This window comes from Streptomyces sp. A0642 (genome assembly GCF_004795105.1).
Classification (GTDB): domain Bacteria; phylum Actinomycetota; class Actinomycetes; order Streptomycetales; family Streptomycetaceae; genus Streptomyces.
This window is the reverse complement of the sequence record NZ_SSBL01000007.1, coordinates 35,646-50,647: the sequence shown is the minus strand read 5'-3', so window position 1 is coordinate 50,647 and position 15,002 is coordinate 35,646. Positions and strand designations below refer to the sequence as shown.

At 71.6% G+C, this 15,002-nt stretch carries 9 protein-coding genes; 3 read left to right on the top strand and 6 right to left on the bottom strand.

What is annotated here, in order from left to right; translation table 11 throughout:
* Window positions 1–14: 14 nt before the first annotated feature.
* Window positions 15–1,310: a DUF6777 domain-containing protein gene (locus E6R60_RS36745; RefSeq protein WP_168713617.1), complete on the bottom strand. Its 1,296-nt coding sequence runs from the start codon at window positions 1,308–1,310 to the stop codon at window positions 15–17.
* A gap of 297 nt (window positions 1,311–1,607) precedes the next feature.
* Here E6R60_RS36745 and E6R60_RS15705 point away from each other — a divergent pair, with 297 nt between their 5' ends.
* Window positions 1,608–2,894, top strand: coding sequence for a streptophobe family protein (locus tag E6R60_RS15705; RefSeq protein WP_136327171.1), 1,287 nt, complete (start codon window positions 1,608–1,610; stop codon window positions 2,892–2,894).
* A 15-nt stretch (window positions 2,895–2,909) separates the two neighbouring features.
* Here E6R60_RS15705 and E6R60_RS15700 read toward each other — a convergent pair whose 3' ends face one another.
* The 5 genes from E6R60_RS15700 to E6R60_RS15680 all read right to left on the bottom strand — a co-directional run bounded on the left by E6R60_RS15700 (window position 2,910) and on the right by E6R60_RS15680 (window position 9,415).
* Window positions 2,910–3,920 carry a serine/threonine-protein kinase gene (locus tag E6R60_RS15700; RefSeq protein WP_136327170.1) on the bottom strand — a complete coding sequence of 337 codons (1,011 nt, stop codon included), beginning with the start codon at window positions 3,918–3,920 and terminating at the stop codon, window positions 2,910–2,912.
* Window positions 3,920–4,498, bottom strand: coding sequence for a hypothetical protein (locus E6R60_RS15695; protein ID WP_240802582.1), 579 nt, complete (start codon window positions 4,496–4,498; stop codon window positions 3,920–3,922). The genes E6R60_RS15700 and E6R60_RS15695 overlap by 1 nt, the downstream gene beginning before the upstream one ends.
* A 9-nt stretch (window positions 4,499–4,507) precedes the next feature.
* Window positions 4,508–6,859 (bottom strand): FHA domain-containing protein, encoded by a 2,352-nt coding sequence (locus E6R60_RS15690; RefSeq protein WP_136327169.1) that lies wholly within the window; start codon window positions 6,857–6,859, stop codon window positions 4,508–4,510.
* Window positions 6,860–6,990: 131 nt separating this feature from the next.
* Complete coding sequence (gene pgm, locus E6R60_RS15685) at window positions 6,991–8,631, bottom strand: phosphoglucomutase (alpha-D-glucose-1,6-bisphosphate-dependent) (protein WP_136327168.1); 1,641 nt, start codon at window positions 8,629–8,631, stop codon at window positions 6,991–6,993.
* Window positions 8,632–8,683: 52 nt separating this feature from the next.
* Window positions 8,684–9,415: a 4'-phosphopantetheinyl transferase superfamily protein gene (locus tag E6R60_RS15680; RefSeq protein WP_136327167.1), complete on the bottom strand. Its 732-nt coding sequence runs from the start codon at window positions 9,413–9,415 to the stop codon at window positions 8,684–8,686.
* 182 nt (window positions 9,416–9,597) lie between these two features.
* On the opposite strand from E6R60_RS15680, the gene E6R60_RS15675 reads away from it, so the two are divergent.
* On the top strand, window positions 9,598–10,092 hold the full coding sequence (locus tag E6R60_RS15675) for a GNAT family N-acetyltransferase (RefSeq protein WP_136327166.1): 495 nt from the start codon (window positions 9,598–9,600) through the stop codon (window positions 10,090–10,092).
* A 447-nt stretch (window positions 10,093–10,539) separates the two neighbouring features.
* On the top strand, window positions 10,540–14,829 hold the full coding sequence (locus E6R60_RS15670; protein WP_136327165.1) for a discoidin domain-containing protein: 4,290 nt from the start codon (window positions 10,540–10,542) through the stop codon (window positions 14,827–14,829).
* Window positions 14,830–15,002: the final 173 nt, after the last annotated feature.

Here is a 15,002-nt window from a genome sequence, read left to right as displayed (position 1 = left end):
GCCGGTCCCGGTCCCTACGCCGTCCCGTCCGCGGTGCCGTCCCCGGAGGCGGGCGCAGGCGCCTGCGACTCGGCGGTCTGCGGCGTCACGGGCTCTGGGGCCGACTCCGACGTCGGCGGCGCCTCGGAGGAGGGCGGCGGGGGCGGTGGTGCGGACGACGGAGGCGGCTCGGGCGGCTGCGTCGACGGCTCACCGGGCTTCGTCGCCGGCGAGGACGGCTCGCCGGAAGCGGGGGAGCGCGACGAGGAGTCCGAGGGGCAGGACTCGTCCGGACACCGCGAGGCGCTCGAGTCGGCGGGCGGCCGGGTCTTCTTGTCGTCCCCACCCGTGTCACCCGCGTCCCGCTTGAACCAGCCCTCGGTCCGGGGGTCGAACATGACGAACACGTCCACCGGCCGTGCGGCGGGCTCCACCACCACGACGTTTCCCGCCCGGTACCCCGGCCAGGGCTCGCCCTTCTGCCGGGGTGTTCCCTTCAGAGCGACCGGCGGCGACAGCGGGTTGCCGCAGGCGCACCGCACCCGGGGCACTCCCCGGTCGTCGATCAGCACCGCCGTCCCGGCCTGAAGGACCGCCTGGTAGCTCGTGGCGGCCCCGTTCTCGTAACCGTGGTTGGTCACCCGGGTGTCGAGCCGCAACTGGACAGGCGTCAGCGCGCGCAGATACGCCGGGACACCGGAGGGGGCCACACCCGCGACCGAGGCGAACGCCTTGTTCTTGGCAGGCCGGCCGGTGAGGGCGTTGACCTGCTTCTCCACGTCGCAGGCGGCTTTCTTGCGCGTGCCGCCGTACAGACCGGGAGCCGCACCGTCCACGCCCTGGGTGACGTGGGGCCCGGCACGGGAAGGGCTCGCCACGGGACTCGGTACCGCGGTCGGCGTCGCGTCCCCGGCGCGGCCGCGTGCGGTGGACCCGGTGAACGGGGCGGGGCCCGTCGAGCCCGCCGCCTCCAGGAACACCTCCCCGCTCGCCTTGTCGGACCCGTCGGGCCGGGTGAGGACGATGGTCAGCACCACCGCCGCCACGAGGGCGACGGCGATCGCCGCCACCTTGGGGACCGACCGCCACCAAGGGGTGCGGGGGCCCCTCCCCGGACCTTGCGGGGCCTCGCCCGCACCGCCCCTACCGCCCGCACCGCCCGGACCGTCCGGGCCGCCAGGTCCGCCGTGGCCGCCGCCGGAGGGCGGGCCGGGCGGGGGACCGGACGGACGCTCCGGAGGCGGCGGAACGGGCCCCTCCCGCGAGGGACCCGAAAGCGGTCCTGAGGGCGGCCCCGTGGGGCGGCCGGACGACGGCGGCTGGTCACTCACGGCTTCTCATCCCCACGCCTGGGTCGTTGCGGAATTGTTCGGGTATCAGCCATTGTGTGCCCGGCCGCGCGCCCCGCAAGCCGACGCGGTCGCCCACCCGGGGGCGGCCGGGATCGTGGCTGCCTGAGGGCCGTCCCGTCATTCCCGGCAGGCGCACGACGACAGCCGCGGCACCCCGCCGCGCCGTCGCCAACCGATACATCCAGCGTGCGAGTGGCTCTCCGCCTCGCGACGCACCGCGCCTGACGCCGCGCGCTGATCCACCGGGAACGGTGGGGCAGCCCTTAGCGTGGGCCCGTGAGCACACAGGGATCGGACGGCCGGCCCGGAACGGGAATCCGCGGTGCGCACGGCTGGGCCGACGCCCTCCTGACCGTGCTCGCCGGACTCCTGGTCATGAGTCTCACCGCCGCGCTCGGCCTCTGGGCGGCCGGCGCGGCGGAACTGCCCGGCGGTTCGTTCCCCCGCGTCACCGCGGCCGTCGTCGTCATGGCGGCCGGCGGGTCGGTCGCGCTCTCGGGGAACGCGGGCGAACTCGCCAGGACCCACGCGGACATCTCGGCCCTGCCGCTCTCGGTCACCCTCCTCGGCGCGCTGGTCCTCGCCGCCGGATTCCTGCGCCCCCTGCGCCACCGAGCCGTCGCCACCACCCGCGAACTGGCCGGCTGGGCCGGCCGCGTCGCGGCACTCTGGGTCCTGGTGCTCATCGGGCTGTCCCTCCTGGCCCGGCACACCTTCGACATCCCCGGGGCCGGCCCGACGGGTGGCATCGGCGACGTGTTCGACGCCTCGCCCCGGGCCGGATTCCGTGCCGAGATCCCGCTCACCCTCGTCCTCGGGCTGCTCTGGCTGGCCGGCGTCCTCGTCCTGGCCCTGCTCGTCTCGCGCGGCGCGCCCCTGCCCGTCCGGCTGGTGCGCTTCCAGGAATCGGTGCGCCCGGCCGCGTACGCGATGGTGGCCCTGTTGCTCGCCTATGCGGGGGTGGGCCTGCTCGTCGCCCTCGTCGTCATGGTGACGCGAGGACACCCCGCCGAGACGGCCGCGGTGATCCTGCTCGGACTGCCCAACGTGGTCTGGCCGGCGTTCACCCTGGGGCTCGGGGCGTCCTGGGAAGGGAAGGCGGACGGGCCGTTCGGACTCCCGATGCCGCAGGTACTGGACTCCGTCCTGCGGACCCCGGACCTCTCCACGGTGAACGTCGGCACGCTCGCCGACCAGGACGGCCGCGTCTGGTGGTGCGTCGCCGTCGCCGCTCTGTTCACCCTGGCGGCCGCGTTCCTGGCGGCCGTACGCTCCCCGGCCCGGATGCGTCCCCGGCAGCACGCCCTCCACATGGCGGTGGCACTCGTCCTCACCGTGCTCGCCGTATGCCTGCTCGCACGGATCTCCGCCCACTACGGTCTGTCCCTGCTCGGTCTCGGTGACCTCGGCGGCGGGCTGGGCGGAGAGGTCCTGCTGCGACCGCGGCTGTGGGGCGCGCTCGGACTCGCCGTGCTGTGGGGGCTCGTGACCGGTCTGCTGGGCGGGCTGCTCGGCACACGTGTGCACCGGCGCGGCGAAGTGCGCCCCGAGAGCCCGGCTTGATCCGAACGAGAGGCGCTATCCCCGGAACACCGGTAGCGCCCACCGCGGCGGCCCCGGCGGTGGTCCGGGCCCCGACCGCCATGCGCCGACCCGGCGGTCCACCTGCGTCGGCGGATGGCCGCCCCGCACCTCGCCCCGCGCGGCGGCCCGCAGCGCGGTCACGAACTGGAGACAGGAGTCGTAGCGGTCGTCCGGACTCTTGGCCAGGGCCTTCGCCAGCACCGCGTCGACGTCCGCCGGAAGGCCGGAGCGCAGTCCCGTCAGCGCCGGCGGTGGATCGAACTGGTGCGCCCACAACAGCGCCATGTCGTCGTCGCGCTGGAAGGGCGGGGCGCCGGCCATCGTCTCGTGCACGACGCACGCGAGGCTGTAGACGTCGCAGCGCCCGTCCACCGGCCGGCCGGAGATCTGCTCGGGCGCCACGTAGTCGAGCGTTCCGACGAACTGGCCCACGGACGTGAACCCCGTCAGCGACAGGGACTTCTTCGTCAGCCCGAAGTCCGTCAGGTAGACGTGCTCCGGATGGTCGCTGTCCGTGCCCTCCGCGACCAGGATGTTGCCGGGTTTGACGTCCCGGTGCACCAGATCGTGGTCGTGGGCGGCATCGAGGGCCGAGGCCACCTGGGCCGCGATCCGGAGCGCGGTTGCCACGGGGAGCGGCCCCTGCCGGTCGATGAGGGCCCGCAGATCCTGACCGGCCACGTAGCGCATGGCGATGTAGAGGATGCCCTCGGTCTCCCCGGCCTCGAAGACCGGCACGATGTGCGGGTGGTCGATCGCGGCAGCCACCCGGGACTCATGCGTGAAGCGTTTGCGGAAGGTGTCGTTGCGGGCGAGTTCCGGGGCGAGCAGCTTGAGGGCGACCGTACGGTCCAGCCGCAGGTCCTTGGCCCGGTAGACGACCGCCATCCCGCCTCGCCCGATCTCCCGCTCCACCAGATATCCCGCGATCCGCCTGCCGGTCAGGTCGGCGGGCCGTCCGGCGGGCAGGCCGGAATCGTCCGGGGACGCGGTGGCCGGCGCCATCAGGTCTCACCCGGCCAGGTCCGCGGGTGCGTGCCGGGGTCGACGAGCCGGGTCGCCTCCGGGCCGCCGCTCACCGGGGCGCTCTTCGGCAGGCCGGGGCCGGACTGCGCCGCGTAGACCGTCAGCCGGGTGCCGTCCGTGTACACCCAGCGCTCGTGCTCCGCGTCGAACAGCCACACGGCTTCGCCGTCGACGACCACACCCGCGCGCAGCCCCTGGGTGCGGCGGCGGAAGGTCTCCCCGTCGATGCGGCCGGCGACGAGCTCCTCGGACGCCCGGCGGAAGAGGTCCAGCGACTCCTGGACCCGGGCCATCAGCGGACCGGGGTCCGCCGTCCGGGCCATCGGCTGTCCGGCCTGCGGCGGGTCGTGCGGTACGGACACGAGCAGCCGGCCGTCGACCCATGCCGACCAGCCGTTGGCGCACAGGATCCGGCCCCAGTCGCCGCGCCGGTCGAGCAGCTGGACGGGAAGCAGAGGATCGAGGGGCTCGGTCGGCCGGGACACGTCCGGTGCCTCCCAGGCGGGCAGCCCGTCCCGGGGGACGACATGGGTGGGGCGGAAGTCCTCGCTCTCCATGGGCCGCTCCTACTTCCGCATGATGGCGGGTTCGTGCCGCCGCAGGAGTCTGGACACCGCGAATCCGAAGACGACGGAGAGCACGACCAGCATCGCCATGTCGAGGAACCAGATCCCGGCGGAGTGCTCGAACAACGGGTCCGAGGTCAGTTTCCCGGGCACGATCCGGGCCAGGCCGATCGTCCCGGCCATGGCGCCCAGCGCCCAGCGGGAGGGGATCAGCCAGGACAACTGCTCGATGCCGGGCACGCCGTGCAGCTTCAGCAGCGCGCCGCAGAAGACGACCTGGACGATCGCGAGCAGCACCAGGAGGGGCATGGTGACCTCCTCCTTGCGCACCAGTGCGGACACCAGAAGGCCCAGCATCATGGCGGTGAACGACAACAGGGCCACCGTCAGGGTGATTTCGGCCAGGGGCGGCAGGAGAACGCCCTCGCCGCCGGGGGCGTTGAGATCGACGCCCACGAGACCGACCAGGGTCAGCACGACGGCCTGGAGCACCGTGATGGTGCCCAGCACCACCACCTTGGACATCAGATACGCGGATCTGGACAGGCCGACGGCTCTTTCCCGCTGGTAGATCACCCGTTCTTTGACCAGTTCCCGTACGGCGTTGGCGGCGCCCGTCAGCACCCCGCCGACACAGAGGATGAGCAGCGCGTTCATCGCCGTCTCCTGCGTCAGCCTGCTCCCGGCGAGGGCCCGGGTCATGGCGCCCATCACGAACGGCAGCGCGATCATGATGGCGAGGAACGTCCGGTCGGCGCTGAGCGCGGCCGCGTACCGCCGCACGAGGGTCCGCAGTTGGGCGCCCCAGCTGCGGGTCTTCGGCGGCGGGGCGACCGTCGCGGCGGCGGCGTGCGGCAGCCGGGGCTGTGAACTCGCGTTGGCGATGTAGCGCCGGTGGAAGGGGGAGGCCGCGAACTCCTCGGACCAGGGCCGGTCGCGCTCGTTCTCGAACGCCTCGAACGCCTCAGGCCATTCGGTGAAGCCGAAGAAGGCCAGCGCGTCCTCGGGCGGACCGTAGTAGGCGATCTTCCCGCCGGGCGCGAGCACCAGCAGCCGGTCGCACACGTCCAGGCTCAGCACGCTGTGCGTGACGACGATGACCGTCCGCCCGTCGTCGGCGAGGCCGCGCAACATGTGCATGACCGAACGGTCCATGCCGGGGTCGAGGCCCGACGTCGGCTCGTCGAGAAAGAGCAGTGACGGCTTCGTCAGCAGTTCCAGCGCCACGCTCACCCGCTTGCGCTGACCGCCGGAGAGGCTGTGGATCGGCTGGTCCGCACGCTGCTCGAGCCCGAGTTCGCGCACCACCTCGGCGACCCGCTCACGGCGCTCCGACTTGGCGGTGTCCTGCGGGAAACGGAGCTCCGCGGCGTAACCGAGCGCTCTGCGTACGGTCAGCTGGGCGTGCAGGATGTCGTCCTGCGGCACGAGGCCGATGCGCTGCCGCAGTTCGGCGTAGTCGTGGTAGAGATCGCGGCCGTCGTACAGGACGGTGCCCTCGTCGGCCGGGCGCAGTCCGGTCAGGGCGTTCAGGAGCGTGGACTTGCCCGCGCCGCTGGGTCCCACCACGCCCAGCAGGCACTTCTCGCCGACCGGGAACGCGACATGGTCGAGCAGCGTCTTGCGTCCCTTGTCGACGGTGACCGCCAGGTCCTGCACGTCGAGGGACACCTCGCCGGTGTCGACGAACTCCTGCAGGGTGTCCCCGACCAGGCAGAAGGCGGAGTGCCCGATGCCGACGATGTCTCCGGGGGAGACCGGTGCGCGGTCGGCCGGCTGGCCGTTGAGGAAGGTTCCGTTGTGCGAGCCGAGGTCGACGATCTCGTACGTGCCGTCCGTATGGGCCAGCAGTTCGGCATGGCGGCGGGACACGCTCAGATCGTCGACGACCAGGTCGTTCCCGGCGCCGCGGCCGATCCGTACGGTGCGCGACGGCAGCGGCCGTACGGTGGTCGGCTGCCGGAACATGCCGGTCGAGGCGGGCATGGAGACGGCCGACGGACGGTCCGGCGCCGGCGCCGGGGCCGGCGCGGCCCGGACCCGGAGGACGGCCCGCGGTCCGTCCTCCGGGTGGCCGAAGCGGATGAGGGCGCCGGGCCCGATGCCGCAGGTGCCGATCCGCCGGCCATCGCTGTAGGTGCCGTTCGTGCTGCCCTCGTCCTCGATCGACCAGTGGCCGTCCGACGCTCTGAGCACGGCGTGGTGCCACGAGACCCGGACGTCGTCGATGACGATGTCGCTCAGAGGGTCGCGTCCGACGTGGTACTCCCGGCCCGGACTCATCACCGTGGGTCCTGCGTCGGTTTCGAGTACGACCTCGGGCGCAGTCGGCGCGACCGGCCGCTCTCCCATGCCCGAATTCTATCGACCGGTACGGTTATGTGCCCGGCCAGCCGCTACGGGCACGGCCCTGCACGGGTGCGGGGGAGGCGGGGGGCCGCCGGCCCCCGCACCGGGCCGGCCGGGGGCGAACGGCGTCCGCCTCAGGCGTCCAGGGCCGCGGAGACGACGGCCTTGGCCTCCTCCTGGACGAGGGCGAGATGCTCGGCGCCCCGGAAGGACTCCGCGTAGATCTTGTAGACGTCCTCGGTGCCCGAGGGCCGCGCCGCGAACCAGGCGTTCTCCGTCGTCACCTTGATGCCGCCGATCGCGGCCCCGTTCCCCGGGGCCGAGGTGAGGACGGCCGTGACCGGTTCGCCCGCCAGGGTGTCGGCGCTGACCTGCTCGGGGGAGAGGCGTGCCAGTACGGCCTTCTGCTCGCGGTCCGCGGGCGCGTCGATCCGGGCGTAGGCGGGCTCACCGAAGCGGGAGGTCAGCGCGGAGTAGTGCTGGGAGGGCGAATCGCCCGTCACCGCGAGGATCTCCGAGGCGAGCAGGGCCAGCAGGATGCCGTCCTTGTCCGTGGTCCAGACGGATCCGTCCCGGCGCAGGAACGAGGCCCCGGCCGATTCCTCGCCGCCGAAGCCGAGGGAGCCGTCGGCCAGGCCGTCCACGAACCACTTGAAGCCGACAGGCACCTCCACCAGCCGCCGGCCGAGATCGGCGGCGACCCGGTCGATCATGCCGGACGAGACCAGGGTCTTGCCGATGCCCGCACCCGCCGGCCAGCGGTCCCGGTGCGCGTACAGATAGTTGATGGCCACGGCGAGGTAGTGGTTCGGATTCATCAGCCCGCCGTCCGGGGTGACGATCCCGTGCCGGTCGGCGTCGGCGTCGTTGCCGGTGGCGATCTGGTAGCGGTCGCGCTGTCCGATCAGGGAGGCCATCGCGTACGGTGAGGAGCAGTCCATCCGGATCTTGCCGTCCCAGTCCAGCGTCATGAACCGCCAGGTGGGGTCGGTGAGCGGATTGACCACGGTCAGGTCGAGCCGGTGCTGCTCGGCGATGCGGCCCCAGTACGCGACCGAGGCGCCGCCCAGCGGGTCGGCCCCGATCCGCACTCCGGCCGCGCGCACCGCGTCCAGGTCGAGGACGGACGGCAGGTCCGCCACGTAGGTGCCCAGGAAGTCGTACGTGCCGGTGGACTGCGCCGCGAGCGCCCGGACGTACGGCATGCGGCGGACGTCCTTGAGGCCGCCGGTGATGATCTCGTTGGCCCGCTCCTGGATCCAGCCGGTCGCCTCCGACCCGGCAGGACCGCCGTTCGGCGGGTTGTACTTGAACCCGCCGTCGCCCGGCGGATTGTGCGAGGGGGTGACCACCACACCGTCGGCGAGGTGCGAGCCGCGGCCCCGGTTGTACGTGAGGATGGCGTGCGAGACCGCGGGCGTCGGTGTGTAGCCGTCGGCGGAGTCGATGAGCACGGTCACGTCGTTGGCGGCGAACACCTCGATGGCGGTCACCCGCGCGGGCTCCGACAGGGCGTGGGTGTCGGCCCCGAGGAAGAGCGGCCCGTCCGTGCCCTGTCGCGCCCGGTACTCGCTGATCGCCTGGCTCGTCGCCGCGATGTGGTCCTCGTTGAACGCGGTGGCCGTCGACGACCCGCGGTGCCCCGACGTGCCGAAGGCGACCCGCTGGCCCGGTTCGGCGGGATCGGGGTGCAGCGTGTAATACGCCGTCACCAGCCGCGCCACATCGGTCAGGTCCTCCGGGCGTGCCTGCTGCCCGGCTCGTGTCTGCGGCATCTGCCACTCCTCCGTATCGGTCGGTCGGTGCGGTCTGCCCGCTCCGTCATTTTCACCGGTCGCCGTGGCGGGCGGGCGGCTGCCCCGCCGCGCGGACCGCCACCGCCGCCGCATATCCGGCGGGGACCCCGACATCGGTGACCGTCCAGCCGGGCGGGCCCGGACGGGGCCGGGGGCCGGTACCCAGGTGTTCGGCCGCGAGGCCGTCGGCCAGGCCGATGCCCTCACCCTTGAGGTGGGCCTCCTTGCGGGTCCAGACCCGCCCGAAGGCGGCCGGCCGCTGCTCCCCGGGAAGCGCGGCCAGCTCGCGGGACTCGGCCGGATGCAGCTGACCGGCGATCTCGGAGACGATCTCCTGCGTCGGCAGGGGCTCCACGTCCACCCCCACGGGCGTGTCCGCGAACGCCAGCAGGGCCAGGTGGCGGGTGTGCGACAGGGAGAAGTGCACACCGCCGTCGGTGCCGGGACGGCCGTGCGGGCCGCCGCAGGACGGGCACGGCTCCCGCGTGAGGCGCACGGCGTCCGGAGCGATCCCCAGCCACGCGCCGAGCAGCAGCCGCAGGGCCACGTGCGCGGCGACGTAGCACGCGCGGTCGGCCGGGACGACCAGACGCGCGGCCCGGTCCCGTTCGCCGGCATCGAGAATTCCCGGCGCGAGCCGCCGCGCGTGCTCTCCGTCCCGCTCCGCGTCCACCAGCCACAACGCGGGGGCGCCCGGTGCCAGGAGGGGGGCCGGGACGCGGTGGCCCTTCCCGGGGAACGTGAACTCGTGGGGCTGGTACACCGGTACGTCGTTCCTTCGCCGGGCGGACACCGTGCGGGCGCGTCACGGCGGAGCGGTCGGCCTTATTCTATGGAGATCCTGACCGGGCCCGACGTATGTTCGATCTCCGGGTGGCTGGTTCACGGCGCCTCCGAGAGGCGGCGGGGCTTTCCTCACCCGGCCCCCACGGACAGGAGACCTGGATGTCATCGGACGGCCGCCCGCCCTCAGGCGCGATACACCTGCGGGAGGCGCGCGTCGAGGACGCCCCCTGCCTCACCCGCCTGTTCCTCGATTCCCGCGCCGCCTCCATGCCCTATCTGGCGAGGGTGCACAGCGACGAGGCCACCCTCGGCTGGATGACCCACGTCGTCCTGCCCGGCACGGAGGTCTGGGTGGCCGAAATCCAGGGAGGCGGGGGCGCGGGGGAGCCGGTCGGCTTCCTCTCGGTCGACGGGGACGAACTCGAGCACCTGTATCTGCGCCCCGACATGCGGCGTCGGGGCATCGGAACGCTTCTCCTCGCGAAGGCCAGGGAGCGCAGCCCGGAAGGGCTCGCCCTCTACGCCTTCCAGCGCAACACCGACGCGCGGGCCTTCTACGAGCGGCATGGATTCACCGCCGTCGGCTTCGACGACGGGGGCCGCAACGAGGAGAGCGAACCGGACGTCAGATACCGCTGGAGCCCGTCGGGCTGAACCGGCGGCCCGTGGAAGAGGCAGAACGGGCGGGGTCCGCACCAGCGGACCCCGCCCGTTGCCGTGCGCCGCCCGTTGCCGTACCCCGCCCGTCGTCATGCCCCCGTCGTCGTGCCCCGGCCTTCCCTCTCGGCCTCCCCTCCGAGCTGGCACCTTTCAGTTCCTTTCATAAATACGCAAATTCCTTGCGTGATCGCGTAGCGCGGACGCTTGGCCTATCCCCGGTCAAATGCCGTGATTGTTACCTGAGTTGCGGTGCCCCAGGAGCGGCCGCCCGGATTCCGTATTCTGTCGCAACGGTGGACTCGGTCTCAATTCTCTGCAACTCTCTGACCGCAAAACGCAAAACCCCATCCCGATGGTGCAGAAAGTTATGACCCAGCGGGTACGCAGACAGAGCCGCGCCTTGGCCGCGCCCCCTGCGCCGAGGCCGAAGATCGGGGACATATGAGAACGCAACACCGCCGATGGCGGGTCCTCTCCGCCGCCCTCACCACCAGCCTGCTGATGGTCGGCTGGCCGGCGCTCAACGCGTCGGCCCACAGCGGCCCGAACATCGCCGCCGGTCACCGCGCGGCGGCGAGCAGCGCCGGCCGCACGACAGCCGCCGCGAACATCGCCGACGGAGACCCGTCGACGTACTGGCAGGGGTCGGGAAGCTCCCTGCCCCAGTGGGTGCAGAGCGATCTGGGCAAGGTCACCCGCATCGACCAGGTCACCCTCAGGCTTCCCGAGGGCTGGAAGAGCCGCCGTCAGACCCTCTCGCTCCAGGGCAGCGCCGACGGCACGAGCTTCACCACGCTCAAGACCCCGGCCGCCTACACCTTCGCGCCGGGCAGCTCCAACAAGGTGACCATCGACCTCCCGGCCACCCGCGCGCGGTTCGTCAGGGCGACCATCACCGCGAACTCCGCGTCGGACAACGGCCAGCTCGCCGAGCTGGAGGTGCGGGCCGCCGCCGAGTCGACGGTGAACCTGGCGGCCGGCCGCACGCTCACCGCCAGCAGCTACACCCAGACGTACATCGCCGCCCACGCCAACGACGGCAACGCGGCGAGTTACTGGGAGAGCCGCAACAACGACCTGCCGCAGTGGATCCAGGCAGACCTGGGCTCCTCCGTCCGGGTCGACCGTGTGGTGCTGCGCCTGCCGGACGGCTGGGAGACCCGCAGCCAGACGCTGAAGATCCAGGGCAGCGCCGACGGCACGGCCTTCAGTGACCTGACGCAGTCCGCGCCCTACACCTTCAGTCCGACGGCAGGGGAGTCGGCGACGATCTCCTTCGACGCCACGACCACCCGGTATGTCCGGGTCCTGGTCAGCGCCAACTCCGTCCAGCCGGGCGCCCAGGTCTCCGAGCTGGAGATCTACGGCCCCGCCTCCGGTGACACCCAGGCGCCGACCGCGCCGGCGCAACTGGCGTACACCGAACCCGCCACCGGACAGATCAGGCTGGCCTGGAAGGCGTCGACGGACGACACCGGCGTCACCGGCTACGACGTCTACGCCGACAACACGCTGCTCACGAGCGTCGCAGGGGACGTCACCACCTTCACCGACACCCGTCCGGCCGGCACCACCGTCTCGTACTACGTACGGGCCAGGGACGCCGCGGGCAACGCGTCGGCGAACAGCAACACCGTGACCCGCACGGGAAGCACAGGCGACACCCAGGCCCCGACCGTGCCCGCGAACCTGAGCTTCACCGAGCCGGCCACCGGGCAGGTCAAGCTGGTCTGGCAGGCGTCCACCGACGACAAGGGCGTCACCGGTTACGACGTCTACGCCAACAACGTGCTGCGCAAGAGCGTGGCGGGCGATGTCACCACCTACACCGACACCCAGCCTGCCGGCACCACCGTGTCCTACACCGTCAGGGCCAGGGACGCGGCGGGCAACGTATCGGGCGACAGCAACACCGTCACCCGCAACGGCAGCACCGGCACCGCGTCCAATCTAGCCGTCGGCAAGCCCGTCACGGCCTCGTCCGTGGTCCACACGTTCGTCGCGGAGAACGCCAACGACAACAGCCTCACCACCTACTGGGAGGGCGCCGGGGGCAGTTACCCCAACACCCTCACGGTGAAGCTGGGCGCCAACGCCGACACGTCGAGCGTCATCGTCAAGCTCAACCCGGACAGCAGCTGGGGAGCCAGGACGCAGAACATCCAGGTCCTCGGCCGTGAGCAGAGCGCCTCGGCCTTCAGCAGCCTGGTGGCTGCCAGGGACTACGCGTTCAGTCCGGGCAGTGGCAACACGGTGACCATCCCGGTCGGCGCCCGGGTCGCGGACGTCCAGCTGAAGTTCACGTCCAACAGCGGCGCGCCCGCCGGTCAGGTCGCGGAGTTCCAGGTCCTGGGCGCCCCCGCCGCCAATCCGAACCTCCAGATCGGCTCGGTGACCGCGGCCCCGGCCGCGCCCGTGGAGTCGGACCCGGTCACCCTGACGGCAACGGTCCGCAACACCGGTTCGCTCGCCGCGCCGGCGAGCAAGGTCGAATTCCGCCTCGGCGGTTCCAAGGTGGCCACCGCGTCCGTCGGCGCCCTCGCCGCCGGGGCCTCCGCCCAGGTCAGCGCCGGCATCGGCGCGCGGGACGCCGGCACGTACGCACTGAGCGCGGTCGCGGATGCGGCCGACGAGGTCATCGAGCAGAACGAGACCGACAACACCTGGACCGGTGCGACCGGCCTCGTCGTGAAGCCGGTCGCCAGCTCCGACCTGGTCTCCACCGGGGTCAGCACGTCGCCGTCGGCCCCGTCCGCCGGCCAGAACGTCACCTTCTCGGTCGCCCTCAAGAACCAGGGCACCGTCGCCTCGGCGGCGGGCGGCCACGCCGTCACGCTGACCCTGCTCGACTCCAAGGGCGCCACGGTGAAGACCCTCACCGGCGCCTACGACGGGGCCATCGCCGCGGGTGGGACGAGCGCCCCGGTGAACCTGGGCGGCTGGACGGCGGCCAACGGCTCGTACACCGTGAGAACGGTCATCGCGGACGACGCCAACGAGCTCCCGGTGAAGCGGGGGAACAACACCGCCACCAGCTCGCTCTTCGTCGGACGAGGCGCCGACATGCCGTACGACATGTATGAGGCGGAGGACGGCGTCACCGGCGGCGGCGCGCAGGTCGTCGGCCCGAACAGGACCGTGGGCGACGTGGCCGGCGAGGCGTCGGGCCGCAAGGCCGTCACCCTCAACAGCACCGGGAACTTCGTGGAGTTCACCACCAGGGCCAGCACCAACACGCTGGTGACCCGGTACTCCATCCCCGACTCCGCGGGCGGCGGAGGCATCGACTCCAAGCTGAACGTCTACGTGGACGGCGTCTTCCTCAAGGCGATCGACCTCACGTCGAAGTACGCCTGGCTGTACGGCGCCGAGACCGGCCCCGGGAACTCGCCGGGCGCGGGCTCCCCGCGCCACATCTACGACGAGGCGAACATGATGCTGGGCCGGACCGTCCCCGCCGGCAGCAAGATCCGGCTGCAGAAGGACGCCGCCAACACCAGCACCTACGCGATCGACTTCGTCAGCCTGGAGCAGGCGACGCAGATCGCCAACCCCGACCCGGCCGCGTACACCGTCCCCGCCGGATTCACCCACCAGGACGTCCAGAACGCCCTGGACAAGGTGCGGATGGACACCACGGGGAAGCTGGTCGGCGTCTACCTGCCGGCCGGGGACTACCAGACCGCCGGCAAGTTCCAGGTCTACGGAAAGGCCGTCCGGGTCATCGGCGCGGGCCCCTGGTACACCAGGTTCCACGCGCCCTCCGGCCAGGAGAACACCGACAACGGCTTCCGGGCGGAGGCCAGCGCCAAGGGATCGACGTTCGCCAACTTCGCGTACTTCGGGAACTACACCTCGCGCATCGACGGACCGGGCAAGGTCTTCGACTTCTCCAACGTCTCGGACATCGTCATCGACAACGTCTGGAACGAGCACCAGGTGTGCCTCTACTGGGGCGCCAACACCGACGGCATCACCATCAGGAACTCCCGCATCCGCGACACGTTCGCCGACGGCATCAACATGACCAACGGCTCGACGGACAACCACGTCGTCAACAACGAGTCCCGGGCCACCGGTGACGACAGCTTCGCGCTGTTCTCCGCGATCGACTCCGGCGGCGCGGACATGAAGAACAACGTCTACGAGAACCTCACGTCCCTCCTGACCTGGCGCGCGGCCGGAGTCGCCGTCTACGGCGGCTACAACAACACCTTCCGCAACATCCACATCGCTGACACCCTCGTCTACTCCGGGATCACCGTCAGCTCGCTGGACTTCGGCTACCCGATGAACGGTTTCGGGGCCGATCCGACGACGGTCGAGAACGTGTCGGTGATTCGCTCCGGCGGCCACTTCTGGGGGACGCAGACCTTTCCCGGCATCTGGCTGTTCTCCGCGTCCAAGGTCTTCCAGGGCATCCGGATCAACCACGTGGACATCGTCGACCCGACGTACAGCGGCATCATGTTCCAGACCAACTACGTAGGAGGACAGCCCCAGTTCCCCATCAAGGACACCATCCTGACCGACATCTCGATCTCCGGCGCCCGCAAGAGCGCGGACGCCTTCGAGGCCAAGTCCGGCTTCGGGGTGTGGGCCAACGAGATGCCCGAGTCCGGCCAGGGGCCGGCCGTCGGTGAGGTCACCTTCAACGGGCTGAAGCTCAGCGGCAACGCCCAGGACGTGAAGAACACGACGTCCACCATGAAGATCAACATCAACCCGTAGCCGGTACCGCATTCACGAGCGCCGTCCGGTCCGCCGGGCGGCGCTCCGTGCTGCGTCCACGCAGGCACCGCACGCCGCGTGCGAAGCACTGTCAAACTTTTACGAAAACTGCGCGAGATATTGCGTTCACATGTTGCCGCTGGTTGAGTGTGCCTCGCCCCGGCAGAGAGCCG

Bases quoted from the DNA above. Each gene is read 5' to 3' on its own strand.
- E6R60_RS15700 (WP_136327170.1), bottom strand. From the start codon at position 3,920: ATGGCGCCGGCCACCGCGTCCCCGGACGATTCCGGCCTGCCCGCCGGA.
- E6R60_RS15695 (WP_240802582.1), bottom strand. From the start codon at position 4,498: ATGGAGAGCGAGGACTTCCGCCCCACCCATGTCGTCCCCCGGGACGGG.
- E6R60_RS15690 (WP_136327169.1), bottom strand. From the start codon at position 6,859: ATGGGAGAGCGGCCGGTCGCGCCGACTGCGCCCGAGGTCGTACTCGAA.
- pgm (WP_136327168.1), bottom strand. From the start codon at position 8,631: ATGCCGCAGACACGAGCCGGGCAGCAGGCACGCCCGGAGGACCTGACC.
- E6R60_RS15675 (WP_136327166.1), top strand. From the start codon at position 9,598: ATGTCATCGGACGGCCGCCCGCCCTCAGGCGCGATACACCTGCGGGAG.
- E6R60_RS15670 (WP_136327165.1), top strand. From the start codon at position 10,540: ATGAGAACGCAACACCGCCGATGGCGGGTCCTCTCCGCCGCCCTCACC.